The sequence below is a fragment of the Halomonas sp. SL1 genome, from assembly GCF_003030865.2.
In the GTDB taxonomy this organism is placed as follows: Bacteria; Pseudomonadota; Gammaproteobacteria; order Pseudomonadales; family Halomonadaceae; genus Halomonas; species Halomonas halophila.
This window is the reverse complement of sequence record NZ_PYUQ02000011.1, coordinates 453,945-478,058: the sequence shown is the minus strand read 5'-3', so window position 1 is coordinate 478,058 and position 24,114 is coordinate 453,945. Positions and strand designations below refer to the sequence as shown.

At 69.2% G+C, this 24,114-nt stretch carries 22 protein-coding genes; 15 read left to right on the top strand and 7 right to left on the bottom strand.

Annotation, left to right across the window (positions count from 1 at the left end):
* Together C9J49_RS06240 and C9J49_RS06235 are read left to right on the top strand one after the other, a co-directional pair.
* Positions 1–552: pyruvate kinase (locus C9J49_RS06240; protein ID WP_258393793.1), on the top strand; the 552-nt coding region annotated here is incomplete at its 5' end.
* Between the two features lie 162 nt (positions 553–714).
* Complete coding sequence (locus tag C9J49_RS06235) at positions 715–1,443, top strand: GntR family transcriptional regulator (RefSeq protein WP_046079327.1); 729 nt, start codon at positions 715–717, stop codon at positions 1,441–1,443.
* Positions 1,444–1,571: 128 nt separating this feature from the next.
* On the opposite strand, the gene C9J49_RS06230 is transcribed toward C9J49_RS06235, so the two are convergent.
* The 3 genes from C9J49_RS06230 to C9J49_RS06220 all read right to left on the bottom strand — a co-directional run bounded on the left by C9J49_RS06230 (position 1,572) and on the right by C9J49_RS06220 (position 5,137).
* The gene (locus C9J49_RS06230; RefSeq protein WP_046079326.1) at positions 1,572–2,810 is read right to left on the bottom strand and encodes a nucleoside permease; all 1,239 of its coding nucleotides are present in this window, start codon (positions 2,808–2,810) and stop codon (positions 1,572–1,574) included.
* Positions 2,811–2,892: 82 nt separating this feature from the next.
* On the bottom strand, positions 2,893–3,963 hold the full coding sequence (locus tag C9J49_RS06225) for a sugar phosphate isomerase/epimerase (RefSeq protein ID WP_107182187.1): 1,071 nt from the start codon (positions 3,961–3,963) through the stop codon (positions 2,893–2,895).
* Positions 3,964–3,976: 13 nt separating this feature from the next.
* Positions 3,977–5,137 carry a Gfo/Idh/MocA family protein gene (locus C9J49_RS06220; protein ID WP_246124628.1) on the bottom strand — a complete coding sequence of 387 codons (1,161 nt, stop codon included), beginning with the start codon at positions 5,135–5,137 and terminating at the stop codon, positions 3,977–3,979.
* A gap of 317 nt (positions 5,138–5,454) precedes the next feature.
* Between C9J49_RS06220 and C9J49_RS06210 the strand changes: the two genes are divergently transcribed.
* Together C9J49_RS06210 and C9J49_RS06205 are read left to right on the top strand one after the other, a co-directional pair.
* Complete coding sequence (locus C9J49_RS06210; RefSeq protein WP_107182189.1) at positions 5,455–6,459, top strand: LacI family DNA-binding transcriptional regulator; 1,005 nt, start codon at positions 5,455–5,457, stop codon at positions 6,457–6,459.
* Between the two features lie 72 nt (positions 6,460–6,531).
* The gene (locus C9J49_RS06205; protein ID WP_107182190.1) at positions 6,532–7,086 is read left to right on the top strand and encodes a DUF192 domain-containing protein; all 555 of its coding nucleotides are present in this window, start codon (positions 6,532–6,534) and stop codon (positions 7,084–7,086) included.
* A gap of 10 nt (positions 7,087–7,096) precedes the next feature.
* Here the strand turns inward: C9J49_RS06205 and C9J49_RS06200 are convergent, their stop codons facing one another.
* Positions 7,097–7,966: a DMT family transporter gene (locus C9J49_RS06200; RefSeq protein WP_046079318.1), complete on the bottom strand. Its 870-nt coding sequence runs from the start codon at positions 7,964–7,966 to the stop codon at positions 7,097–7,099.
* A 76-nt stretch (positions 7,967–8,042) separates the two neighbouring features.
* Positions 8,043–8,798, bottom strand: coding sequence for an outer membrane protein OmpK (locus C9J49_RS06195; protein ID WP_107182191.1), 756 nt, complete (start codon positions 8,796–8,798; stop codon positions 8,043–8,045).
* A 373-nt stretch (positions 8,799–9,171) separates the two neighbouring features.
* Between C9J49_RS06195 and C9J49_RS06190 the strand changes: the two genes are divergently transcribed.
* The 3 genes from C9J49_RS06190 (at position 9,172) to C9J49_RS06180 (ending at position 12,023) form a co-directional block, all read left to right on the top strand.
* Entirely contained in the window at positions 9,172–10,182 is a 1,011-nt protein-coding gene (locus C9J49_RS06190) for a DctP family TRAP transporter solute-binding subunit (protein WP_035594929.1), read from the top strand.
* Between the two features lie 79 nt (positions 10,183–10,261).
* A complete protein-coding gene (locus C9J49_RS06185) occupies positions 10,262–10,738 on the top strand; it encodes a TRAP transporter small permease (protein WP_035594926.1) in 477 nt (158 codons plus the stop codon).
* Complete coding sequence (locus C9J49_RS06180; RefSeq protein WP_035594922.1) at positions 10,728–12,023, top strand: TRAP transporter large permease; 1,296 nt, start codon at positions 10,728–10,730, stop codon at positions 12,021–12,023. Before C9J49_RS06185 ends, C9J49_RS06180 begins: the two co-directional genes overlap by 11 nt.
* A gap of 1 nt (position 12,024) precedes the next feature.
* Here C9J49_RS06180 and C9J49_RS06175 read toward each other — a convergent pair whose 3' ends face one another.
* Positions 12,025–12,555 carry a macro domain-containing protein gene (locus C9J49_RS06175; protein ID WP_035594919.1) on the bottom strand — a complete coding sequence of 177 codons (531 nt, stop codon included), beginning with the start codon at positions 12,553–12,555 and terminating at the stop codon, positions 12,025–12,027.
* Between the two features lie 275 nt (positions 12,556–12,830).
* On the opposite strand from C9J49_RS06175, the gene C9J49_RS06170 reads away from it, so the two are divergent.
* The 8 genes from C9J49_RS06170 (at position 12,831) to C9J49_RS06135 (ending at position 23,405) form a co-directional block, all read left to right on the top strand.
* Complete coding sequence (locus tag C9J49_RS06170; protein ID WP_046079316.1) at positions 12,831–13,811, top strand: TAXI family TRAP transporter solute-binding subunit; 981 nt, start codon at positions 12,831–12,833, stop codon at positions 13,809–13,811.
* Between the two features lie 143 nt (positions 13,812–13,954).
* On the top strand, positions 13,955–16,549 hold the full coding sequence (locus C9J49_RS06165) for a TRAP transporter permease (RefSeq protein WP_046079315.1): 2,595 nt from the start codon (positions 13,955–13,957) through the stop codon (positions 16,547–16,549).
* A gap of 12 nt (positions 16,550–16,561) precedes the next feature.
* Positions 16,562–16,990: a universal stress protein gene (locus tag C9J49_RS06160; protein ID WP_046079314.1), complete on the top strand. Its 429-nt coding sequence runs from the start codon at positions 16,562–16,564 to the stop codon at positions 16,988–16,990.
* A gap of 211 nt (positions 16,991–17,201) precedes the next feature.
* Positions 17,202–18,020 carry a DUF2189 domain-containing protein gene (locus tag C9J49_RS06155; RefSeq protein WP_035594908.1) on the top strand — a complete coding sequence of 273 codons (819 nt, stop codon included), beginning with the start codon at positions 17,202–17,204 and terminating at the stop codon, positions 18,018–18,020.
* A gap of 90 nt (positions 18,021–18,110) precedes the next feature.
* Positions 18,111–18,617 (top strand): oxidoreductase, encoded by a 507-nt coding sequence (locus C9J49_RS06150; protein ID WP_107182192.1) that lies wholly within the window; start codon positions 18,111–18,113, stop codon positions 18,615–18,617.
* Positions 18,618–18,635: 18 nt separating this feature from the next.
* Positions 18,636–20,822 carry an ATP-binding protein gene (locus C9J49_RS06145; RefSeq protein WP_046079313.1) on the top strand — a complete coding sequence of 729 codons (2,187 nt, stop codon included), beginning with the start codon at positions 18,636–18,638 and terminating at the stop codon, positions 20,820–20,822.
* Positions 20,823–20,902: 80 nt separating this feature from the next.
* Positions 20,903–22,072 (top strand): nitric oxide-sensing protein NosP, encoded by a 1,170-nt coding sequence (gene nosP, locus C9J49_RS06140; protein ID WP_107182193.1) that lies wholly within the window; start codon positions 20,903–20,905, stop codon positions 22,070–22,072.
* Positions 22,056–23,405 carry a hybrid sensor histidine kinase/response regulator gene (locus C9J49_RS06135; protein WP_107182194.1) on the top strand — a complete coding sequence of 450 codons (1,350 nt, stop codon included), beginning with the start codon at positions 22,056–22,058 and terminating at the stop codon, positions 23,403–23,405. The genes nosP and C9J49_RS06135 overlap by 17 nt, the downstream gene beginning before the upstream one ends.
* On the opposite strand, the gene C9J49_RS06130 is transcribed toward C9J49_RS06135, so the two are convergent.
* Positions 23,402–24,109: a response regulator transcription factor gene (locus C9J49_RS06130; protein WP_046079310.1), complete on the bottom strand. Its 708-nt coding sequence runs from the start codon at positions 24,107–24,109 to the stop codon at positions 23,402–23,404. The genes C9J49_RS06135 and C9J49_RS06130 overlap by 4 nt on opposite strands.
* Positions 24,110–24,114: the final 5 nt, after the last annotated feature.

Genomic DNA, 24,114 nt, shown 5'->3' with positions numbered 1-24,114 from the left:
GCCAACGCCGTGCTCGACGCCACCGACGCGGTGATGCTCTCCGCGGAGACCGCCGCCGGCGACTTCCCGGTGGAAACCGTGGAGGCCATGGCCCGGGTGTGCCTGGGCGCCGAGCGCGAGCGCATCGCCCAGTCCTCCGGCCACCGCATTCACGAAGGCTTCGAGCGCATCGACGAGACCATCGCGCTGTCGGCGATGTACGCCGCCAACCATCTCACCGGCGTGGCCGCCATCGCCTGCATGACCTCCACCGGCTATACGCCGCTGATTGCCTCGCGCATCCGCTCCGGGCTGCCGATCGTCGGGCTGGCGCACAATCCGGTCGCCCAGCGGCGTATGGCGCTGTATCGCGGGGTGATCTCGCTGCCCTTCGATACCAGCGAGATGGACGCCGCCGAGCTCAACGACCGTGCCATGGCGCTGCTGGTGGGGCAGGGCGTGGCCGAGCCGGGCGATCACGTGATCCTCACCCGCGGCGATCACATGAACGCCCACGGCGGCACCAATACCCTCAAGATCCTCGACGTCAACGAGCGCCATCGCGCCGGTTAGTGCGAAAACGCCGATGGTGAACCGGTGATCGTGGCTTCGCCTGATATCGCCCCGACCGTTGCCGACGGTCGGGGCATTTTCTGTATACAATGCCGGGATGCGATATAGTCACTCATCCGCCCACACGCGACAGTCCGCGCGGACGATCAGGAGACCCACGTCATGAGCCAAGCCTGGCACGAGGAGTTGCAGGCCGACGTCAAGAGCGGTGCCCGCGTCGGCGACCGCGATATCGCCGACAAGGTGCGCCGAGCGGTGCTGATGCAGCGGCTACCGCCGGGCACCAAGCTGCCCGAAGTGACCCTGGGCGAGGTGTTCGGCGTCAGCCGCTCGGTGGTACGCAAGGCGCTGACCCGACTGGCATCGGAGCACGTCGTCGACCAGCGCCCCAATCAGGTGGCGCGGGTGCGGGCGCCGAGCATCGAGGAGACCCGCGAGACCTTCGCCGCCCGGCGCCTGGTGGAAGGCGAGGTGGTCGCCCTGCTGGCCGGCACGCTTTCCGCCGAGACGCTGGACGCGCTCAGGATCCAGGCGAACGAGGAGACCGAGGCCCATCGCCGCGGCGACGAGCCGGCGCGCATCGAGCACTCGCTGAACCTGCATCACCTGCTGGCCGAGCACTCGCCCAACCGGGTGCTGGGCGGCATGCTCACCGACCTGGTGCTGCGCACCTCCATCGTGGTGGCGCTCTACAAGCGTTCCGGGCTTTCGTCCTGCTATCAGGAGGCCCAGCACGAGCGGCTGGTCGAACTGCTGGCCGCGGGCGAGGCGGAAGCCGCCCGCGGCGCGATCCACGATCACCTGCTCGGACTGGAAAACCTGCTGGACCTGAGCCCGCGGGAATCGAGCATCGACCTGAAGTCCATCCTGGGCCAGTCACCCGCGATCTGAAATCGTTCGCCGTCGACGTTTCAGACGTCGCCCCCGGCATTCCCAGACGACACCGCCGCGTCTCTTGTCGAGAGACGCGGCGGTGTCGTTTTGCGTCGAGGGCCCTGCCGGCGGCGGGGCGGGTGGCGTCAGGCGCGGGAGGCCGCCTCGGCGCCGGCCTGGGCGCGACGCTCGCGGAAGGCGATCAGGAACAGCACCAGCACCGCCAGGGCGAAGGCCGCCGGGAACAGCCAGATGCCCTGCCAGTCGTGGCCGCCCTCGGCCAGCGCGTAGTGGTCGGTGACCTGGCCGGCGATCCAGAAGCCGATCAGCATGCCGACGCCGTAGGTGGCCAGAGTGATCATGCCCTGGGCGGCGCTCTTGAACTGCTCGCCGGCCTTGGAATCGGTGTAGATCTGCCCGGTGACGAAGAAGAAGTCGTAGCAGATGCCGTGCAGCGCGATGCCCAGCAGCAGCAGGTAGAGCTGCCCCTCGGCGTCGCCGAAGGCGAACATCGCGTAGCGCAGCGCCCAGGCCAGCATGCCGATCAGCAGCGTCTTCTTGATGCCGAAGCGGCCGATGAACAGCGGCAGCAGCAGCATGAACAGCACCTCGGAGGCCTGTCCCAGGGTCATCTTGCCGGTGGGATTGGCCACGCCGACCTCGGCCAGGAAGGGGTTGGCGTTCTGGTAGTAGAAGGCCAGCGGAATGCAGATCAGCACCGAGGCGGCGAAGAAGATCGCGTAGTTGCGGTCCTTCAGCAGCGACAGGGCATCCAGGCCGAGCACCTCGCGCAGGCCGACCCGACTGCTGGCCTTGGGCGGGGTGGCGGGCAGGGTGAAGCTGTACACGCCCAGCGCCAGAGAGGCGATCGCGCCCATCAGGAAGGTGTTGCGCAGCAGGCCCTCGCCGATGCCGGCGGCGGAGTCCCAGGCGAACACGTAGCTGATGCCGAGGCCGGCGACGATCCAGCCGAGGGTGCCCCACACGCGGATGCGGGCGAACTCGGTGGCCGGGTCGCGCAGCTGGTGGAACGAGACCGAGTTCACCAGCGCCAGGGTCGGCATGTAGAGGATCATGTAGGCCAGCACCAGCGGATAGAAGGCCGCGAAGTCCTCGGCCAGGTAGAGCCCGACCATCAGCGCCGCGCCCAGCAGGTGCAGCACCCCGAGCAGGCGCTCGGCGTGGAAGTAGCGGTCGGCGATCAGGCCGATGATGAAGGGCGCGATGATCGCCCCCCAGGACTGGGTGGCGAAGGCCATCCCGATCTGGCCGCCGCTGGCCTCCAGATTGCTGGCCAGGAAGGTGCCCAGGGTGACGAACCAGCCGCCCCAGATGAAGAACTGCAGGAACATCATCAGGCTCAGGCGCGAGCGTAGCAGTGACATGGCGTTTTCCTTCTTTTGAGGCTTGTTCTTGTGAGGCTCGATCTTGTGAGGCTCGTTGGCGCGGTTCTGTCGGGACGGCGCGCTAGCGCGCCAGCCCCAGGATGCGGCGATTGCGGGCCGGGCTGGTGTCCTGGCCGGCGAAGTCGTCGAAGGCGTGGCCGGCGCGGGTGATCAGGTGCTCGGCGATGAAGGGCGCGCCCTCGGCGGCGCCCTGGGCGGCGTCCTTCAGGCAGCACTCCCATTCGAGCACCGCCCAGCCGTCGTAGCCGTACTGGGTCAGGCGGCTGAAGATGCCCTTGAAGTCGACCTGGCCGTCGCCCAGCGAGCGGAAGCGCCCGGGGCGGTCGACCCAGCCCTGATAGCCGCCGTAGACGCCGCTGCGCGCGTCGGGAGTGAACTCGGCGTCCTTGACGTGGAACATGCCGATGCGTTCGTGGTAGCGGTCGATGAAGCCCAGGTAGTCGAGCTGTTGCAGCAGCAGGTGGCTCGGGTCGTAGAGGATCCTGGCCCGCGGATGATGATCCACCGCCTCGAGGAAGCGCTCGAAGGAGGCGCCGTCGTGCAGGTCCTCGCCGGGATGGATCTCGTAGCACAGGTCGACCCCGGCCTCCTCGAAGGCGTCGAGGATCGGCCGCCAGCGCCGGCCGAGCTCGGCGAAGCCTTCCTCGACCAGTCCGGCGGGGCGCTGCGGCCAGGGATAGAAGAACGGCCACAGCAGGGCGCCGGAGAAGGTGGCGTGGGCCTTGAGCCCGAGCCGCTGGCTGGCCTTCGCCGCCAGCTTGAGCTGGGCGGTGGCCCACTCGGTGCGGGCCTCGGGATCGCCGTGCAGCTCGGCCGGGGCGAAGCCGTCGAACAGCTCGTCGAAGGCCGGATGGACCGCCACCAGCTGACCCTGCAGATGGGTGGAGAGCTCGCTGATCTCGACGCCGGCCGCGGCGCAGCGGGCCTTGAGCTCGTCGCAGTATGGCTGGCTCTCGGCGGCGCGCTCGAGGTCGATGAAGCGCGGGTCATGGGTCGGCAGCTGGATGCCGCGGTAGCCCTGGTCGGCGGCCCAGCGGGCGATGGCGTCGAGGCCGTCGAAGGGCGCCTCGTCGCCGATGAACTGGGCCAGGAAGATCGCCGGGCCGCGGATGCCGGAAGACGTGTCGCTCATGGAAGGCTCCCGTTCAGTCGATGGAGGGCAGGTCGGTCCAGCGGCTGCCGCCGGCCTGGCTCTGGGTGACCGCCTCGATGAAGGCCATGCCGCGCAGCCCCGAGGCCATGCCGGGCACGCCGGCGATGTCGCCGCGGTCGCCGCGCCGGATCGCCGTGGCGGCGTTGCCGTAGAGGTTGGCCAGCGCCTCGAGATAGCCCTCGGGGTGGCCGCCGGGCAGGCGCAGCCGCGACAGGGCCGCGTCGACCAGCTCGGGCTGGTCGATGCCGGCGCGCAGCACGCGCATCGGCGCGCCCCGCGAGCGGTGGACCAGGCTGTTGGGCTCCATCTGGCGCCATTCCAGGGCGCCGTCCTCGCCGTAGAGGCGCAGCTTCAGCGCATTCTCCTCGCCGGTGCTGACCTGGCTGGCCATCAGGGTGCCGCTGGCGCCTTCGGCGGTGCGCAGCAGCACGTCGCCGTCGTCGTCCAGCCGGCGGCCGTCGACGTGGCTGCCGAGCGAGGCGCACAGCGATGCGACGCGCTGGCCGGAGACGAACTCGGCCAGTCCGAAGGCATGGGTGCCGATGTCGGCCATGCAGCCGCTGGGGCCGGCCAGGGCCGGGTCGGTGCGCCAGCCGGCCTGCTTGTTGCCCTGGGCCTCGAGGGTCTCGCCCAGCCAGCCCTGGGGATACTCGACGTGGATCTTGCGCAGCCGGCCGAGCGCGCCGGCGTCGACCATGGCGCGGGCCTGCCACACCATCGGGTAGCCCAGATAGGTGTGGGCCAGGCCGTACAGGCCGCCATGCTCGCGCCAGGTGGCCTCGAGGCCGCGGGCCTCGTCCAGCGACAGGGCGGCGGGCTTCTCGCAGAAGACGTGGAAGCCGGCGGCGAGGGCGGCCTCTGAGATCGGCACGTGCAGGTGATTGGGGGTGACGATCACCAGCAGCTGCATGCGCTGGTCGGCGGGCAGGGCGCGCTCGCCGTCCAGCAGGCTCTGCCAGTCTGCGTACAGGCGCGATGACGCCACGCCGCAGGCGGCGCCGGTGCGAGTGTTGTTGTCGGCATTGCGGCTGAAGGCGCCGCAGACCAGCTCGAAGTGGCCGTCGAGGTTGGCGGCCAGGCGATGGACCTGGCCGATGAAGGCGCCTTCTCCGCCGCCGACCATGCCCAGGCGGACTCTCGGGGTGGGGGACATCGATCGCTCCCGGATCGTGGGTGAACAGTGGTGATGTAACCGGTTACATGCTGTATTTCGCAAAGTAGGGGACGCGGCGTGGATCGAGCAATGCGACCAAAGGCTATGCGGCCAATGTCTAGTGCATGCCGGGCGAGGCCCACGGCTGCGCGCCGCTCGCCCTGCAGGATCACGACACGGCGGTGAGCTTTCGCAACGTATGGATCAGAAGGCTCTAAGGATATCGCCGGCCGCATGCGATAAGCTGGGGCGTCCGCCGCGGCCGGTTCGTCGGGCGAGCCGGGGCGGCGGATCGTGTCGCATCGAGAAGAGGACGCATGTCCAATATACGCAAGGTCGCCGAACTGGCGGGCGTCTCCGTGGCCACGGTGTCGCGGACCCTCAAGTCGCCGGATATCGTGTCGCCGGCCACCCGCGACAAGGTGCGCCGAGCCATCGAGGCCTCGGGCTATCGCCCCAACCAGATGGCCGTGCAGTTCCGCTCCCGGCGCAGCCACAACCTGGCGGTGCTGGTGCCGACCATCGCCAACACCTTCTTCGCCCGGGTGATCGCCGGGGTCCAGCAGGCGGCCCGCGAGCAGGGCTACGGCGTGCTGCTGTGCAACACCCTGGGGCAGGAAGAGGACGAGATCCAGTACGCCGGCATGGTGGCCGCCCGCCAGGCCGACGGCGTCATCCAGCTGCGCGCCTTCAACCCCTTTCCGGACGATGCCGTCGAGCCGGGCCGGCCGCTGCCCATGGTCAACGCCTGCGAGGTGCTCGACGACGCCCCTTGCCCGACGCTCCGGATCGACAACCGGGCGGCGGCGCGTACCCTCACCGAGCATCTGATCGCGCTGGGCCACCGGCGCATTGCCATGATTCAGGGGCCGCGGCGCAGCCCGCTGACCCGCGATCGCGTGGCAGGCTATCGCGATGCGCTGGCGGCCGCGGGCATCGCGCCCGACGAGACCCTGCTGTGCCCCGGCGACTTCACCCCGGCCTCCGGACATGCGGCGGCGGGCAGCCTGCTGGCCGTCGAGTCGCCGCCGACCGCGATCTTCTGCGAGAGCGACGAGATGGCCATCGGCGCCATCAGTCGCCTCCGGCAGGCGGGGCTGTCGGTGCCCGCCGACGTCTCGGTGGCCGGCTTCGACGATATCGCCTTCGCCTCCTACAGCGATCCGGCGCTGACCACCATCGCCCAGCCCGCCGAAGCCTTCGGGCGTCGCGCCGTGGAGATGCTGATCGCTATCCTGGAGGGGCGCGGCGAGGTCGCGCCCAGGATCGTGCTGCCCCACGAGCTGGTGATTCGCGACAGCACCGCGCCGCCCCGCGACTGATCCCGGGACCGCGGATAGCGCCATCGGCTACCCTGTTCGGCAACCGCGCCGCATCTCCCTGAGAGGAACGTCATGAATCCGACCCGTCGCCACCTGCTCCAGGCGCTTTCCTTGTTTCCCGCGCTGCCACTGGCGGCCTCCTGGCCCGGCCTCGCCATGGCCCAGGAGGCACGCCTGCCGCGGGTGCCGCTGACGGTGCACGGCGAGGCGGGTCCCCGGCGGCTGACCGTCGAGGTAGCGCGCCGCCTGGCCGAGCGCGCCCAGGGGCTGATGGGGCGCGAGCGTCTGCCGCAGGATGCCGGCATGCTGTTCCTCTACGACCGTACCCAGCCGTCGCGCAACGGCTTCTGGATGTACCGCACCCTGATCCCGCTGGACATCGCCTTCATCGACGAGGCCGGGCGCATCGTCGATATCCGTCGCATGGCGCCCTGCACCTCGGCGTCGGCCCGGGACTGCCCGGTGACGCGCCCGGATGCGCCCTATCAAGCGGCGCTGGAGGTCAATGCCGGCGTCTTCGAGGCGCACGGCATCGCGGTCGGCGACTGCGTCAGCTGGCCCGGTGATGGCGGTGAATGTGTCATCGACGAGTCCCGGCCTCGTGCTCAGGCTGCGCCGGGCAGCTGAATCGCCGGCGTCATTCTGCTGCCCGGCGTGAGAGGCGGCCACGGAAGCGCACCACGATCAGGGCGATGCCGGCCACCACCAGGCCGCCGCCGATCAGCTTGTTGGGGCCGAGCGGGTCGCCCAGCAGCAGCATGCCCAGCGCCACCGCCAGCACCGGCATCAGCAGCATCAGCGGCACCACGCGGTTGACCGGGTGGCGCCGCAGCAGGCCGTACCAGATGCCGTAGGCGACGATCGACGACATCACCGCCGTGTAGAGCACCGCGCCCCAGCCGCGCCAGCCGGCCTCGGTCAGGGCGGCCCAGTGCGCCTGCTCGAACCACCAGGATCCCAGCGCCACCTGCGGGGTGGCGAACAGCGCGATCCAGCCGGCCAGCGCCATGGGGGGCACCGGCGGGCCCTGCTTGATCAATAGCTGCGACACCGCCCAGGCCAGGGCGCTGGCCAGCAGCAGGGCGGTGGGCAGCGGGGCGGGCAGCGTCGGGCCGCCGGCCAGCACCACCACGCCGGCGAACGACAGCAGCAGGCCCGCCAGCCGCCGCGGGCCCAGCTTCTCCTTGAGAAATATCACTGCCAGCAGGGTGGCGAAGGGCGTGCCCATCTGCACCAGCAGGGCGCCGGTACCGGCCTCGGCCTGGCCGAGGCCGATGAACAGCAGGGCGAAGTGCAGGGTGCCGAAGGTCACCGACAGCAGCGCCAGGAACGGCAAGCGCGCCCGTGACACCGGATGGAAGGGCACCAGCAGGGCGGCCACCAGGGCGAAGCGCAGGGTGGTCAGCAGCAGTGGCGGAAGCTCGGTCACGCCGAGCTTGATGACGATGATGTTGAGCGCCCAGATGACGATGACGCCCAGTCCCAGGGCCAGGTCCTTGAGGGGCACGGCTCTTCCTTGATCGGTCGTGGAATGAAGCCACAGCCTAGCAGGAATCGCCGTGCCGGTGCCGCGCGTCACGACATCAGAAGGTCCAGCGGATCATGGCCTGGGGCAGCGACTCGTCGGTGTGCTCGAGGCCGAACTTGTTCTCCCAGTACTGATATTCCAGCCCCACGCCGAGGTGCTCGGTGGCGTGCCAGACCAGCTGTGGCTGGGTCAGCACCTGGGTGGCGAGATCGCCTTCCTCGGTGATGACGTCGATGAAGCCCTCGAAGCTGAAGTCGGCGCCGCCCAGTCGGAACGGCGCGTTCCAGGCCGCCGTGTACTGCATCGCGCTGCCCTCGGCGGTCTCGTCGTCGCGATACAAGGCGTACACCTTGAAAAAATCGAAGCCCGGCATCGCCACGTCGGCGGAAAGCCCTGCCATGTGGGTGGTCTTGCGCACGGACGCGTTGCGGTCGATGTCCAGCTGGCCGGTCAGATAGAGGCCGGTCAGCGGGCCGACGGACAGATCGAGGCCGGTGGCCTTGCCGATATTGCCGCGCAGGTTCCACTCCGCGTGGGTGCTGCCATGGTCCTGCTCGCTCGCGCTGCCCTGGTCGAGGTTGGTGAAATCGGCGAAGAAGAAGCTGTCGCCGTAGGTCCAGCCGGTGGCGTTGGCCACGGTGAAGATGGCGTGCTCGGCGTTGTCGATGCCGAAGCCGGCGTCGGCGGTGTCCTCGTAGTCCCAGCCGTAGAGCGCCTCGACCTTGGTGGTGCTGTAGACGGCGGCGCTGGCGCCCTGGGCCGCGAACAGCGCGGCGGCAAGGGCGAGCGGGGCGGTGGTCTTGATGGGCATCCGGGATCTCCGTTGTTGGTGTTGGTCGTGGAGTGGGCGATGCATGCTGGGCGCGTCGTGGTGCCGGGGACTGTCTGGCAGGGCCTGCTCGGTGTGGCTCGTCTCGGCGAGAGACGGGCGCTCCGCCCGGCATGACGTGCTCATTTTGTATTCAATGATGTTCATCATTGGTGGTTGTTATTGTGAACAGCCAATAGGCGTTTATAGGCATTATTGTCGACGTTATCAATATGTTTGTGTATACAATTTGGTGGTGACAATAGTGAGTCGACCAACGTCGACTCTTGTCGTGGCGGGGGACAGCAGGCATATTTTCTTTTTGTGAAGTATCCATAACGCCGATAACCGCTCCCCGCGGACACAAGGACACGCTATGCCCACCTCCCGCTCTCTCGGGCGTCTCGCCGCCACCCTGGCCGGCGCCGCCCTGCTGACCTCGACGCTGACCGCCCAGGCCCGCGAGCTTTCCGTCTCCACCGTGCTGTCCGACGCCTTCCCCTGGGGGCAGGCCGCCGAGAAGTGGGCGGAACTGGTGGAGGAACGCTCCGACGGCGAGCTGACCCTGCGCGTCTATCCCAACGCCCAGCTGGTCAGTGGCGACCAGACCCGCGAGTTCTCTGCCATGCGTTCCGGACTGATCGATCTGGCCGTGGGCTCGACCATCAACTGGTCGCCCCAGGTGCCGGCGCTCAATCTCTTTTCGCTGCCGTTCTTCCTCCCCGACGAGGACGCCGTGGACGCGGTGACCGGCGGCGAAGCCGGCGACATGATCTTCTCCGCCATCGAGGACAAGGGCGTGGTGCCGCTGGGCTGGGGCGAGAACGGCTTCCGCCAGCTCTCCAATTCCCGCACCGACATCGATGCGCCGAGCGATCTCGAGGGCCTGAAGATCCGGGTGGTGGGCTCGCCGCTGTTCCAGGACACCTTCACCGCACTGGGTGCCAACCCGACCCAGATGAGCTGGGCGGATGCCAAGCCGGCGTTGACCACCGGCGCCGTGGACGGTCAGGAGAACCCGCTGTCGGTGTTCGACGTGGCGCGCATCGATCAGGTCGGCCAGGCCCACCTGACGCTGTGGAACTACATGAACGACCCGCTGGTGTTCGCCGCCAACCGCCAGGTGTGGGGCTCGCTGTCCGAGGAGCAGCAGCAGATGCTGCGCGAGACCGCGGTCGAGGCCGGCGCCTGGGAGATCGCCAAGACCCGCGAGGAGCAGGCCGGGCGCCTGGCGGCGATCCGCGAGCGCGGCGTGACCGTCACCGAGCTCGACGAGAGTCAGTACCAGGCCTTCGTCGAGGCGACCGAGAGCGTTCACGACACCTGGGTGCCGCGCATCGGCGAGGAGATCGTCGAGGCCGCCCGCCGCGACATCGACGCGCCCTGACGCTCGCCTCACCCTCATGAGACGTCGCCCGGCCTCGGCCGGGCGACGTCGTCGTTCCTCACCCTTCAAGATCCCCGTCATGAAACGTCCCGACGCAAGACTCGAGCGCGTGCTCGCGACCCTGGCCATCCTGATCATCGGCCTGATCAGCCTGGCCAACGTGGTGGTGCGCTACGTCACCGACGCCTCCTTCGCCTTCACCGAGGAATTCTCGGTGTTCCTGCTGGTGCTGCTGACCTTCGCCGGCGCCTCGGTGGCGCTGCGCCGCCATCGCCATATCCGCATCGCCCTGCTGGAGCGGGCCCTGCCGCCGGGGCCGCGGCGCGCGCTGATCCTGTTCCAGGGCCTGTGCGGGCTGGTCGTGCTGGGGCTGGTGGCCTGGTACGGCGGCAAGCTGGCGTGGCAGGAATACCAGTGGGAGACCCTGTCGCCGGGCCTGGGACTGCCCCAGTGGTGGTACCTGGTATGGCTGCCGCTGCTCGCCGGGCTGATGCTGTGGCGCCAGTGCCAGCAGACCCTCGACCGCCTGCGCGGAGGGCTCGACGATGAGTCCTGACCTGTGGATGCTGCTGGCCTTCGCCGGCCTGCTGATCGCCGGGGTACCGGTGGCCTTCTCGCTGGGGCTGTCCGGGGCGGTGGGCATCGTCGCCGGGCTGTCGCCGGCGATGCTGGCGACGCTGGGCACCAACACCTACAACAGCGTCGCCAAGTACCCGCTGATCGCCATTCCGCTGTTCATCCTCACCGGGCTGATCTTCGAGCGTGCCGGGGTGGCGGCGCGACTGGTGCGCTTCGCCCAGGCGCTGATCGGCCCGCGCCACGGGGGCCTGGCGCTGGTGGCGGTGCTGGTGTGCATGATCATGGGCGGCATGAGCGGCTCCGGCCCGGCCGATGCCGCGGCCGTGGCCATGGTGATGCTGCCCAGCATGACCAAGGCCGGTTATCCCAGGCCCTTCTCGGCGACGCTGATCGCGGCGTCGGCCTCCACGGCGATCCTGATTCCGCCCTCGGTGGCGCTGATCCTGTATTCCATCGTGGTGCCGGGAGTGGACCTGCGCGCGCTGTTCGCCGCCGGCCTGTTCCCGGGCATGCTGGCCGGGGCGGCGCTGCTGGTGCCGGCCTGGTGGCTGTCGAAGCGTAACGGCTGGGAGGCGCCTGGCGAGACGGAGCGTCCGCCGATCGGCGAGAGCTTCCGCCAGGCGATCCCGGCGCTGTTCGCCCCGGTGCTGATCCTCGGCGGGCTGCGCTCGGGACTGTTCACGCCCACCGAGGCGGCGGTGGTGGCGGTGGCCTATGGCGTGGTGGTGGGCCTGTGGCTGACCCGCGAGCTCGGCTGGCGCGACCTCTGGGCGCTGCTCGGCGAGGCCGCGGTGATCTCCGGGGTGGTGATGCTGATCATCGCCCTGGCCGGCATCTTCGCCTGGGCCGGCACCATGCTGGGCACCTTCCGCCACCTGGCGGAGTGGGTGATCGGGCTGTCGGACAACGGCACGCTGCTGCTGGTGCTGATCATGCTGGCGGTGCTGCTGGCCGGGATGCTGCTGGATGCCATCTCGATCTACCTGATCATGATGCCGATCCTGGTGCCGGTGATGCAGCACTTCGGCTGGAACCCGGTGTGGTTCGGCATCCTGCTGGCGATGAATATCGCCATCGGCCAGTTCACGCCGCCGGTGGCGGTCAACCTGATGGTCACCACCGAGGTGGCGCGGGTGCGCCTGGAGCAGACCGTGGGCTGGGCGCTGGTGTTCGTGGCGGCCATGGCCAGCGCGCTGGCGCTGGTGGTGATCTTCCCGCAGCTCGCCCTGTGGTTGCCGGAGCTGTTGGGCTACAACGTCTGAGTCAGCCTGCGCTCAGGGCCTCGAGGGTGTGCCGATGCAGCTCGGCGCCGGCGGCGTCGAACAGCACGAAGCGTACCTGCCTGACCGCCGGACAGTGGGGCAGGGTGGTGAGCACGGTGGACAGGGCGATGCGCGCCGCCTCGGCCGCCGGATAGCCGAAGGCGCCGGTGGACAGCGCCGGAAAGGCGAGGCTCTCGATGTCATGCCGCTGCGCCAGTTCCAGGGCGTGGCGGTAGCAGTCGGCCAGCAGCGCGTCGGAGGGCTCATCGACGCCGTAGACCGGCCCCAGGCAGTGAATGACATGGCGGTTGGGCAGGCCGAAGGCGTCGGTGATCACGGCCTCGCCGGGATGGATCGGCGCCAGGGGCGCGCAGGCCTCGGCGAGCTCGGGGCCGGCGGCGCGGTGCAGGGCGCCGGCCACCCCACCGCCGCTCATCAGCCGGGCGTTGGCGGCGTTGACCACCGCCTCGATGTCGTCCTGCCGGGCGATGTCGCCCTGACGGCATTCGATGCGCGATGCGTGGGCGTGCATGTCGGGATCCTCCTGGGCTGGGTGCCCTTCCCAGTCTGGCGGCCGTCCCGGGCGGCTGACAAGGCGCCGCTTGCCGCCGCGGTGCGGGCGTTGGCCAAGGCAATGGGCCACGAACGTTGACGGCAACTACACTGGGGTGGAAGCAATAAACTCCATCGGACAGACGTTTTTTCGCTAAAGTAGGTATTGTCGAATAGATCGAACTGGCTCAGGATGCGCCGTCGATCGAATGGCTTTGCCAAACGTTTTGCCAACAACGTCAACGAGGTGCGTCAATGAAACGCCATGCTTTCTCCACCGCCGCCTTCTCCGGTGCGCTGCTGGGTGCTGCCATGTTCGCGTCGCCGGCCATGGCGCAGGACGAAGAGCAGTTCATCACCATCGGCACCGGTGGCCAGACCGGCGTGTACTACGTGGTCGGCCAGTCCGTCTGCCGCCTGGTCAATCGTCTCGACGACGCCAACATCAAGTGCAACGCGCCCTCCACCGGCGGTTCCGTGGCCAACATCAACGGCATCAAGTCCGGTGAGCTGGACATGGGCGTGGTGCAGTCCGACGTCCAGTTCCAGGCCTACAACGGCACCGGCAACTTCGAGGACGAGGCCTACGACAAGCTGCGGGCCGTCTTCCGCGTGCACGGCGAGCCGCTGACCATCCTGGCCCGCGCCGACGCCGACATCGAGACCCTCGACGATCTGGAAGGCAAGCGCGTCAACATCGGCAACCCGGGCTCCGGCCAGCGCAACACCATGGAAGTGGTGATGGACGCCAAGGGCTGGACCCAGGATTCCTTCTCGCTGGCCTCCCAGCTGGATGCCGCCGAGATGGCCTCCGCCCTGGCCGACAACAACATCGACGCCATGGCCTACGTGGTCGGCCACCCCAACGGCGCGATCCAGGAAGCCACCACCACCGTCGATTCGCGCCTGGTGCCGCTCAACGACGAGGACGTCCAGGGCATCGTCGACGAGTATCCCTACTACTCCATGTCGGTGATCCCGGGCGGGCTCTACAAGGGTAACCCGGACGACGTCGAGACCTTCGGCGTGGCGGCCACCTTCGTGACCGACTCCGATACCAGCGACGAGGTGGTCTACCAGACCGTCAAGGCGATCTTCGACAACTTCGATCGCTTCAAGCAGCTGCACCCGGCCTTCGCCAACCTGGACCCGCAGGAAATGGTCACCCAGGGGCTCTCGGCACCGCTCCACGAAGGGGCCGCGCGCTACTACCGCGAACAGGGCTGGATCGAGTGATCGTCAGCCGCTGAACCTGCGTCATTCGCCAAAGCATGCGCGGCCCTCGCCGAGGGCCGCGCATTGCGTTTGTGATTCCGAAAAAAGAGTGAAAGAGAGCGTCGAGCACGCCATGTGTCATCTTAACCAACCAGGGCACGCTTATGACTGACGACAAGACAAGGGCGCCGGGCGCCGAGGTCGATCTGGAGGACATGGTCGCCTCCAGCGACTCGGGGGCGCGCAAGCCGGCGGGAACGCCGGGCAAGCTGCTGGTGAGCATCGCCGCGGTCTGGTCGCTGTTCCAGCTGTGGATCGCCTCGCCGATCCCCTTTGTGCTGGGATTCGGTGTCTTCAACGCCACCGAGGCGCGCTCCATCCACCTGGCCTTCGCGCTGTTCCTGGCCTACATGGCCTATCCGGCCCTCAAGCGCTCGCCGCGGGATCGCATCCCGCTGCTGGACTGGGGCCTGGCCTTCGCCGCGGCGTTCTGCGGCGCCTACATGTTCATGTTCTACGAACAGCTGGCCCAGCGCCCCGGCGCGCCGATCACCCAGGACGTGATCGTCGGCGTGATCGGCATCGTGCTGCTGCTCGAGGCGACGCGCCGTGCCCTGGGGCCGCCGCTGATGATCGTGGCCCTGGTGTTCCTCGTCTACAGCCTGGCCGGGCCCTGGATGCCGGGCATCCTCGCCCACGGCGGGGTCAGCCTCAACGGGCTGGTCAACCACCAGTGGCTGACCACCCAGGGGGTGTTCGGCATCGCCCTGGGCGTGTCGACCAGCTTCGTGTTCCTGTTCGTGCTGTTCGGTGCCCTGCTCGACAAGGCCGGGGCCGGCAACTATTTCATCAAGGTCGCCTTCTCGCTGCTCGGCCACTATCGCGGCGGTCCGGCCAAGGCCGCCGTGGTGGCCTCCGGCATGACCGGCCTGATCTCCGGCTCCTCGATCGCCAACGTGGTGACCACCGGTACCTTCACCGTGCCGATGATGAAGCGCGTCGGCTTCCCGGCCGAGAAGGCCGGCGCCGTGGAGGTGGCCTCCTCGGTCAACGGCCAGATCATGCCGCCGGTGATGGGCGCCGCGGCCTTCCTGATGGTCGAGTATGTCGGCATCTCCTACGTGGAGGTGATCAAGCATGCCTTCCTGCCGGCGCTGATTTCCTATATCGCGCTGGTCTATATCGTCCACCTGGAGGCCCTCAAGGCCAACATGCAGGGCCTCGAGAGCAGCAATCCGCCGAAGCCGCTGGTGCGCAAGGCGGTGGGTTTCCTGGCCGGGCTGCTGCTGATGATGATCACCGCCCTGGTGGTCTACTACGGCCTCGGCTGGCTCAAGCCGGTGCTCGGCGATGCCACGCCCTGGGTGGTCGCCGTGGTGCTGGCCGCGGTCTACGTGAGCCTGCTCAAGCTGGCCTCGGGCTATCCGGAGCTGGAACTCGATGACCCCGACGAGCCGGTCTACAAGCTGCCCCAGACCCGCCCCACGGTGATGGTCGGCCTGCAGTACATCCTGCCGGTGATCGTGCTGATCTGGTGCCTGATGGTGGAACGCCTGTCGCCTGGGCTGTCGGCCTTCTGGGCCACGGTGTTCATGGTCTTCATCATGATCACCCAGCGCCCGATCACGGCCATGTTCCGTCACCGCAGCAACCTGGCGGCGGACGTGCGCGAAGGCTTCCACGACCTCTGGGACGGCCTGGTCACCGGTGCCCGCAACATGATCGGCATCGGCATCGCCACCGCCACGGCGGGCATCATCGTCGGCGCCGTGTCCCAGACCGGCGTGGGCCTGGTACTGGCCGATGTGGTGGAGATCCTCTCCATGGGCAACCTGCTGCTGATCCTGCTGCTCACCGCGGTGCTCAGCCTGATCCTCGGCATGGGCCTGCCCACCACGGCCAACTACATCGTGGTGTCGGCGCTGCTGGCGCCGGTGATCGTCCAGCTCGGCGAGCAGAACGGCCTGCTGGTGCCGCTGATCGCGGTGCACCTGTTCGTGTTCTACTTCGGCATCATGGCCGACGTGACGCCGCCGGTGGGACTGGCCTCGTTCGCCGCGGCGGCGGTCTCCGGGGGCGACCCGATCCGTACCGGCTTCCAGGCGTTCTACTACAGCCTGCGCACCGCGGCGCTGCCGTTCCTGTTCATCTTCAACACCGACCTGCTGCTGATCGATGTCTCGCTGTTGCAGGGCATCCTGATCTTCGTGGTGGCGACGGTGGCGATGCTGATCTTCGCGGCGGCGACCCAGGGCTTCATGATCGCCCGCAATCGCTGGTACGAGTCGCTGCTGCTGCTGCTGGTGGCCTTCACGCTGTTCCGCCCGGGCTTCTGGATGGACATGATCCATGATCCCTACCAGGACGTGCCGCCGGCGCAGTTCGTCGAGGCGCTGGGCAACGCCGACCCCGACTCCTCGCTGCGCCTGCAGATCAGCGGCCTGGACGCTTACGGCGATCCGATGACCACCTACATGACGCTGCCGGTGCCGGACGGCGAGACCGGCGAGGATCGCCTGTCGAACCTGGGGCTGATGCTCAATGTCGAGGACGATCGTGCCATGGTCGACATGGTCACCTACGGCAGCGAGGCGGCGAAGCTCGGCTTCGACTTCGACCAGGAAATCATCCAGGTGCAGGCGCCGGTGGATCGCTGGACCAAGGAGTGGATGTGGATTCCCGCCTTCCTGGTGCTGGCCCTGGTGGTGATGCTTCAGCGGCGGCGCCGCGATCGCGGTGGCAAGCCGATCTCGGCCTGATGGAGGTGACCCATGTATAGCAAGATCCTGTTGCCGGTGGACCTCAACGAGGAGGCCTCCTGGAGCAAGGCGCTGCCCACGGCGCTGGCACTGTGCAAGAGCTTCGGTGCCTCGCTGCACGTGGTGACGGTGATGCCGGACTACCGCATGCCGCTGGTGGGGGCCTATTTCCCCGAGGACTTCGCCGCCAAGGCTCACCAGGAAGTGACCAAGGCACAGCACGAGTTCATCCAGCAGCACGTGCCGGACAACGTCCAGGTGCAGAGCGTGATCGTCGATGGCTCGCCCTGGGAGGCGATCATCAAGGCCGCCAAGAAGCTCGACATCGACCTGATCGTGATGGCCTCCCACAACAAGCGCAAGTTCGCCGATTACGTGCTCGGTCCCAACGCCGAGCATGTGGTGCATCACAGCAAGATGTCGGTGATGATCGTGCGCTGAGGCGCGTTCCGCGTTCCGCGACGCCCACGTCCCCACCCGGGGGCGTGGGCGTCGTCGTGTCGGCGGGAATGATCCGGATCACGGCGGGGTGGCGGGGGAACGACTAGAGTAACCAGTGACAGGCGGCGATGCCGGGCCGAAGGGGCGACGGCGGTCGCCTGCTCGACCCGGCAAATCCGGGACTCCAGCGTCGGCAAACGGGGGTGTCACCATGTGTGCAGCAGCCACGAAGAGCGGCGGTAAGGACGGTTCTCAGGTGCGAATCCGCATTCGTCCGATCGGCATGGACAAGCCTCGAATCTGGCTGGCCGAAGGGTTCGCCGACTTCCGGCGTGCCACGACGGTGAGCCTGGCCTACGGGCTGTTCTGGGTGGGGCTGAGCCTCGCCATCACCGCGGGGGCCTTCGTGCTGGGGCTGTGGCACTGGCTGCTGCCGCTGATCGCCGGTTTCATGTTCCTCGGTCCGCTGGTGGCGGTAGGCTCCTACGGCATCAGCCGGGCGCTGGAAGCCGGGCGCGAGCCGACCCTCGGCGACGCCTTCGGTGCCTGGACCGGCCATGTCGGCTCGCTGGCGATGATGGGCGTGATGATGATGATCTTCTTTCTCGCCTGGATCCGCCTCGCCACCCTGCTGTTCGCGCTGTTCTTCGGCCTCGGCGCCCCGGACCCGGCGACTCTCTACGCGACGCTGCTGACCACGGTGGAAGGGCTCGGCATGCTGGCCGTGGGGACGGCGGTCGGGGCGCTGCTGGCCTTCGGCGCCTTCGCCATCAGCGTGGTGGCCATTCCGACCCTGATGGACCAGGACCTGACCTTCATGGAGGGCATCGAGGCCAGCATCCGGGCGGTGGCCGGCAACCTGCGCCCGATGATGCTGTGGGCCGCCATCATCACCGGGTGCGTGATGGTCGGGGTGGCCACCTTCTATATCGGCCTGGCGCTGATCCTGCCGGTGCTCGGCCATGCCAGCTGGCACGCCTATGAGGACCTGGTGCGCATCGATACCGACGAGGGGGATACGCGGGCCTGAGCCGCAGGCGCGCGCTTCCGCTGCCGTGCCTGACGGCGTGGCGGGATTCGCGTAATCTTGGCGCCGAGACTGCCAATCCGGAGCCCCGACATGCGCCTTCGACGCCTGCTGCCCTTGATCCTGGTCCTGCCCTGGTGCCTGGCGGCGACCGCCGCCGAGCCCCTGCCCGAGCCCGAGGGGCGCGTGATGCTGACCGTCAGCGGCGACATCACGCGCACCAACGGCGAGGGCAAGGCGCGCTTCGATCGCGCCATGCTCGAGGCCCTGCCGTCCCGTATCATCGAGACTCACACCCCCTGGCACGAGGCGTCGGCCCGCTACGAAGGCCCGCTGGGCGAGGCGATATTCGAGGCGGTGGGCGCACGGGGCGACCAGGCCAGGGTGATGGCGCTGAACGGCTTCGAGGCCGAGGTGCCGCTCGGCGACTTCACCCGCTACGGCGTCATCCTGGCGATGACGCGCGACGGGGAGCCCATGCCGATCCGCCGCTTCGGCCCCCTGTTCGTGCTCTATCCCTTCGACGAACGCCCCCACCTGCTCAATGAGGAAACCCGCTTTCGCTCGGTGTGGCAGGTCGTGCGCATCGAGATCCACTGACCGACGAGGAGCCGCCCGGTGCGCCATTCTCCGCTGCGCCTGAAGCTCGGCGTCGTCGCGGCCCTGCTGCTGTTCGTCGCCGCCATCCTGCTGGTCGGACTGGTCGCCTGGCGCCAGGACAGCCTGGTCTGGCGGGTCGGCGGCGATACCGTCTGGCACGCCTACAAGCTCGACCGTGACGCCGTCGAGCTGCGCAGCTACCTGGCCATGAGCGAGGCGGCCCCCGAGGCCCTCGACGAGGCGCGGTTGCGCTTCGAGCTTCTTTACAGCCGGCTGACGCTGCTGCGTGGCGGCAAGATCGCCGATCTCATCGATCGGGTGCCCGGCTCCGAGTCGCTGGTCGACGAGATCGAGCAGCAGCTGCAAGCGCTGGACAGGCGGCTGCAGGGGCTCGATACCCTGACCCCGGTCGCCCGCCAGGACATGATCGAGCGCCTGGGCAGGATCAGCCGGCCGGCCGAGCGGTTGATCATCACCATCAACGGGCATCTGGCGAGCGTCTCGACCCACGAGCGTGATCGCCTGCAGTGGCTCTATGGCCTGTTGCTGGCGCTGATCCTGGGCATGAGCGTGGCGGCCATGCTGGTGGTGACCTTCCTGATTCGCGAGGCCCGTGACAACGCCGCCGCGCGTCGCGCCCTGGAATCGCTCAGCCGCGAGCTGGAGACCACGGCGCGTCGCGCCGAGTCGGCCAGTCAGGCCAAGTCCGAGTTCCTCGCCACCGTCAGCCACGAGATCCGCACGCCGCTCAACGGCGTGATCGGCATGAGCGACCTGCTGGTGGAGCAGTCCCTGCCCGAGCGGGCCCGTCATTACGCCGACACCATCCATGAGAGCGCCAGCCGCCTGATGGAACTGATCAACGATATCCTCGACTTCTCCAAGATCGAGGCCGGTCGCCTGGAGCTCGAGCATCGCACCCTGAATGTGTCCGAGCTCGTCGATGGCGCGGTATCGCTGTTTCGCCCCCACGCCGAGGCCCGTGGCCTGCGGCTCGAGCGAATCCTCGATCCGACGCTGCCGGCCCATGTCATCAGCGACCCCGGCCGGCTGCGTCAGGTGCTGCTGAACCTGCTGTCCAACGCCTTGAAGTTCACCGACGAGGGGACGGTTCGCGTCGAGGTGGAGCGCGACGGCGAAGGGGAGCTGTGCTTCGCGGTGATCGATACCGGCTGTGGCATCACCGCCGATCAGCGCTCCCGACTGTTCGAACCCTTCCGCCAGGGCGATCCCGGCACGGCGCGTCGCTTCGGCGGCAGCGGCCTGGGGCTGGCGATCAGCAAGCGACTGGTGGAGGCGCTAGGCGGCGAGATCGGCATGGAAAGCCGGCCCGGCGAGGGCAGCCGCTGCTGGTTCCGGGTGCCGTTGCTCGAGGCGGCGGCCCCGGCAGAGGCCTCGACGACCGCGCTGGCCTTGGACAGCCCCGCCCTGCACGACGCCCGCCTGCTGGTGGTCGAGGACAATCCGGTCAACCAGCAGGTGGCGCTGGCCATGCTCACCAAGCTTGGGTGTCGCGCCAGCCTGGCGAGCTCCGGCGCCGAGGCCCTGGCGAGCGTCGCCCAGGAGCGCTTCGATCTGGTGTTCATGGACGTGCAGATGCCGGACATGGACGGCCTCGAGGTGACCCGGCGCATCCGCTCACGGGGCGGCTGGCTGGCCGACATGCCGATCGTGGCGATGACCGCGGGCGGGCCGCTGGGCGATCAGGCGCGCTGCCTGGCGGCGGGCATGAACGGCTATCTGGCCAAGCCGCTGTTGCAGGCCTCGCTGCTCAAGGTGCTGCATCGCCATCTGGCATGTCGGGAGACGCTGGCACGACCGGCCTCGCCGACGCTCTCCGGCGAGCCCGTGACGGCGGCGGAGCCGACGCTGGACGACGAGGCGATGGCGGCGCTGCGCGAGAGTCTCGACGCCGAGGCGATGGTGGCGCTGGTGGCGCGCTATCGCCAGGAAGCCGAGGGGCATCTCGCGTCGCTGGACGCCGCCTTCGCCGCGTACCAGGCCGAGGACGTGCAGCGCCTGGCGCATCAGCTCAAGGGCGAGTCCGCCACCCTCGGGGCGGTACGGGTGGCCGCGCTGGCCGCCCGGCTGGAGCATGCCGCCCGGGACGATGCCCTGGCCGGCGAGGAGGCGACCCTGGCCGCCCTGCGCCGGCGGCTGGACGAGGCCCTGGCGGCGTTGGAGGGCGAGACCGCCGCTCCCTGAGCCTGGCATCGGACGCGGGGCGTTGTGGCCGTGGCCGGCCGCCGCCTACACTGCGCAGATCGTCGTCTCGCGAGGTCGCCATGCCCGCTGCTTCCGCCTCTCCCGCTTCTTCCCACCGGCCCGCCTCGCCGCGCACGGCCGCCAGCGACAGCCTCGACCCCGAACGGGCCGCCGCCGAGCTGTCCGAGGCGCTGGCCGGGCCAGCGCTCGGCTTCGTGCTGTTCTTCTGCAGCGCCGACTATCCGCTGGCGGCACTCGGCGAAGCCCTGGAGCGTGCCTTCGCCCCTGTGCCCCTGGCCGGCTGCACCACGGCCGGCGAGATCACTCCCGTGGGCTACGGCCGCGGCTGCATCGTGGCCATCGGCTTCGACCGGCTCGAGTTCGCCATCGCCTGCGCGCGGGTCGCTGACCTCGACGCCTTCGCGCTGCCCCAGGCGCAGCGGATGGTCGACGGCCTGCTCGCCGACTGTCGTCGCCGGGCGCCCGGCGACGACGTTCGTCCCTTCGTGCTGACCCTGCTCGATGGCCTCTCCAGCCGCGAGGAGCAGGTGCTGTCGACCCTCGAGGCCGCGCTCGGCGGCATCCCGAACTTCGGCGGCTCCGCCGGCGACGACAACCGTCTGAGTCAGACCTACGTCTATGCCGATGGCGGCTTCCATGATGCCTCGGCGGTGGTGGTGATGATCGCCAGCCGCCGGCCCTTCGAGGTCTTCACCACCCATCATCTGCGGCCACGCCGCGAGAAGCTGGTGGTCACCGCGGTGGACCGGGAGCGGCGGCGGGTGCTGGAGCTCAATGCCGCGCCCGCCGCCGAGGAGTATGCCCGCCTGGTGGGGCGTTCGGTCACCGAGCTCGACCCCGGGGTCTTCGCCCACCATCCGCTGGCGGTGCGCATCGGCGAGGCCCACTACGTGCGCTCGATCCAGCGGGTCGACGACGACGGCGGCCTGCGCTTCTACTGTGCGGTGGAGAACGGCATCGTGCTGACCGCCATGGAGCCGGCGCCGCTTCTCGAGGAGCTTTCCGGAATGCTGGAGGGGCTGGAGCGACGCCTCGGGCCGCCGGCGCTGATCCTCGGCTGCGACTGCTTCCTGCGGCGCCTGGAGCTGGAGGCCCAGGGGCGGATGGAGGAGGCCTCGCGTCGGCTGGCCGAGGCACGGGTGGTGGGCTTCAACACCTACGGCGAGCAGCACCAGGGACGGCACATCAACCAGACCTTCACGGGGGTGGCGATTGGATCTCGGGACTGAGCGAGCGGACATCGAGCCCGCCACCGAGCGCGAACGCGCGCTGGTGGAGGAGAACGCGCGACTGCGGCGCATCTGCGGCGCGCTGATCGAGCGGGTGGAATCCGCCGGCATGGCCGACGGTGCGCCCTACGGCGCCTTCGAACACGCCGTGCTGCTCGCCGAGCAGGTGCGCGAGCGCACCGACAGCCTGCATCGCACCCTCGAGGCGCTGGAGGAGGCCCGGGCCGAGGCCGAGGCGGCCAATCGTTCCAAGACCCGTTTCCTGGCCGCCGTGAGCCACGACCTGCTGCAGCCGCTCAACGCCGCCCGCCTGTTCGCCAGCGCCCTGGAGGACCAGGCCCTGCCCGAGGCGGCGGCGCGCCAGGTCGGCCATATCGGCCGTTCGCTCAAGGACGTCGAGGCGTTGCTCGGCACCCTGGTGGACATCTCGCGGCTGGACGCGGGCGTGCTGACGCCGGATATCGCGACCTTCCCGGTGGCCGAGCTGCTCGACGTCATCGCCGAGGAGTTCCGCCAGCTGGCCGGTGCCCGGGGGCTCGACTTCCGCTACGTGCCCAGCGAGGCCGTGGTCAGCTCCGACCTGGCGCTGCTCGCCCGGGTGGTGCGCAACTTCCTGACCAACGCGGTGCGCTACACCGAGCACGGCCGGCTGCTGCTGGGCTGCCGGCGCCGCCGCGACGGGCTCGAGATCCTGGTCGGCGATACCGGGCCCGGTATCGACGAGGCCCAGCAGCAGGCGATCTTCCTCGAGTTCCGTCGCGCCGTGAGCGAGCCGGCCGAGGGCGATCGCGGCCTGGGGCTGGGGCTCGCCATCGTCGACCGCATCGCCGCCATGCTCGATCACCCGCTGCATCTGGCCTCGCGGCCGGGGCGCGGGGCGCTGTTCTCGATCCGGGTGCCCTATGGCCGGCGCGAGGAGGCGCCGACGGCGGAGGTGCCGCCGGGCATGCACGATCTGTCCGGCGCGCGGATCTGGGTGCTCGACGACGACCCGGCGATCCTCGAGGGCATGGCGGCGCTGCTGGAGGGCTGGGGCTGTCGGGTGCGCTGCGCGGCCACGCCGGCGGCGCTGGAGGCCGCCGGCCGGCGCGAGCGCGCCGACCTGCTGCTGGTCGACTACCAGCTGGCGCCAGGCGACCCGGACGGGCTCAGCGTGGCGGACCGGCTGCGCCGACGCCACCCCGGGCTCGGCGTGGTGGTGATCTCCGCTCATCAGGATGGCGAGCTCACGCAGCGGGCCCGGGAGCGCGGCTACGACTGCCTGCTCAAGCCGGTGAAGCCGCTGCGGCTGAGGCTGTTGATCGCCCATCGGCTGGAGGCGGGCGGCGCCTAGTCGTGCTGTGGCGTCGTGGGCGACAGGCGTGCCAGCCGGGCGGCCAGCTCACCCTGGTCGGCGGCCAGGATGGCCTGGACCCGGCTGCCGACGTTGAGCTTGCGCAGGATCGCCGAGACATGCGTCTTGACCGTGGTCTCGGCGATGTCGAGATCCCGGGCGATCACCTTGTTGGCGTCGCCCCGCACCAGGCGGGCGAGCACCTCGAGCTGCTTGTCGGTGAGGGCGTCCAGCGGCGAGGGCGCCTCCGGGGTGGGGGGCGCGGCGAACGAGGCATGATCCTCCAGCGTGGGCGAAGGCGGACGGCGCATGATGTCCGGGGGCAGGTAGATCTGGCCGCTCAGCACCTGGCGCAGCGCCTCGAGCATCGCGCGGCGCGGCGTCGACTTGGGAATGTAGCCCACCGCGCCCAGGGCGATGGACTCGAGGATCAGGTTGCGTTCGCGCTCGGCGGAGACCACCACCACCGGCAGCGCCGGACAGGCCTCGCGCAGCCGCTCGAGCCCGGCCAGCCCGGCGGCATCGGGCAGCCCTAGGTCGAGCAGCAGCAGGTCGAGCTCTTCGCTCTCCTCGGCGATGCCCTTCAGGGCATCCTCGAGGCTGCCGGCCTCGAGCAGCCGGCAGTTGGGCAGGCCGGCACGGATCGCCGCGCCGATCGCCTCGCGAAACAGTGGGTGGTCGTCGGCCACCATCAGGGTGTTCATGGGGG

What these genes read in the sequence shown, in the direction of transcription:
- C9J49_RS06165 (WP_046079315.1), top strand. Translation starts at nt 13,955, where the DNA reads ATGACTGACGACAAGACAAGGGCGCCGGGCGCCGAGGTCGATCTGGAG.
- C9J49_RS06175 (WP_035594919.1), bottom strand. Translation starts at nt 12,555, where the DNA reads ATGCACGCCCACGCATCGCGCATCGAATGCCGTCAGGGCGACATCGCC.
- C9J49_RS06180 (WP_035594922.1), top strand. Translation starts at nt 10,728, where the DNA reads ATGAGTCCTGACCTGTGGATGCTGCTGGCCTTCGCCGGCCTGCTGATC.
- C9J49_RS06235 (WP_046079327.1), top strand. Translation starts at nt 715, where the DNA reads ATGAGCCAAGCCTGGCACGAGGAGTTGCAGGCCGACGTCAAGAGCGGT.
- C9J49_RS06220 (WP_246124628.1), bottom strand. Translation starts at nt 5,137, where the DNA reads ATGTCCCCCACCCCGAGAGTCCGCCTGGGCATGGTCGGCGGCGGAGAA.
- nosP (WP_107182193.1), top strand. Translation starts at nt 20,903, where the DNA reads ATGCCCGCTGCTTCCGCCTCTCCCGCTTCTTCCCACCGGCCCGCCTCG.
- C9J49_RS06160 (WP_046079314.1), top strand. Translation starts at nt 16,562, where the DNA reads ATGTATAGCAAGATCCTGTTGCCGGTGGACCTCAACGAGGAGGCCTCC.
- C9J49_RS06170 (WP_046079316.1), top strand. Translation starts at nt 12,831, where the DNA reads ATGAAACGCCATGCTTTCTCCACCGCCGCCTTCTCCGGTGCGCTGCTG.
- C9J49_RS06190 (WP_035594929.1), top strand. Translation starts at nt 9,172, where the DNA reads ATGCCCACCTCCCGCTCTCTCGGGCGTCTCGCCGCCACCCTGGCCGGC.
- C9J49_RS06195 (WP_107182191.1), bottom strand. Translation starts at nt 8,798, where the DNA reads ATGCCCATCAAGACCACCGCCCCGCTCGCCCTTGCCGCCGCGCTGTTC.
- C9J49_RS06225 (WP_107182187.1), bottom strand. Translation starts at nt 3,963, where the DNA reads ATGAGCGACACGTCTTCCGGCATCCGCGGCCCGGCGATCTTCCTGGCC.
- C9J49_RS06230 (WP_046079326.1), bottom strand. Translation starts at nt 2,810, where the DNA reads ATGTCACTGCTACGCTCGCGCCTGAGCCTGATGATGTTCCTGCAGTTC.
- C9J49_RS06150 (WP_107182192.1), top strand. Translation starts at nt 18,111, where the DNA reads ATGCGCCTTCGACGCCTGCTGCCCTTGATCCTGGTCCTGCCCTGGTGC.
- C9J49_RS06205 (WP_107182190.1), top strand. Translation starts at nt 6,532, where the DNA reads ATGAATCCGACCCGTCGCCACCTGCTCCAGGCGCTTTCCTTGTTTCCC.
- C9J49_RS06155 (WP_035594908.1), top strand. Translation starts at nt 17,202, where the DNA reads ATGTGTGCAGCAGCCACGAAGAGCGGCGGTAAGGACGGTTCTCAGGTG.
- C9J49_RS06210 (WP_107182189.1), top strand. Translation starts at nt 5,455, where the DNA reads ATGTCCAATATACGCAAGGTCGCCGAACTGGCGGGCGTCTCCGTGGCC.
- C9J49_RS06185 (WP_035594926.1), top strand. Translation starts at nt 10,262, where the DNA reads ATGAAACGTCCCGACGCAAGACTCGAGCGCGTGCTCGCGACCCTGGCC.
- C9J49_RS06130 (WP_046079310.1), bottom strand. Translation starts at nt 24,109, where the DNA reads ATGAACACCCTGATGGTGGCCGACGACCACCCACTGTTTCGCGAGGCG.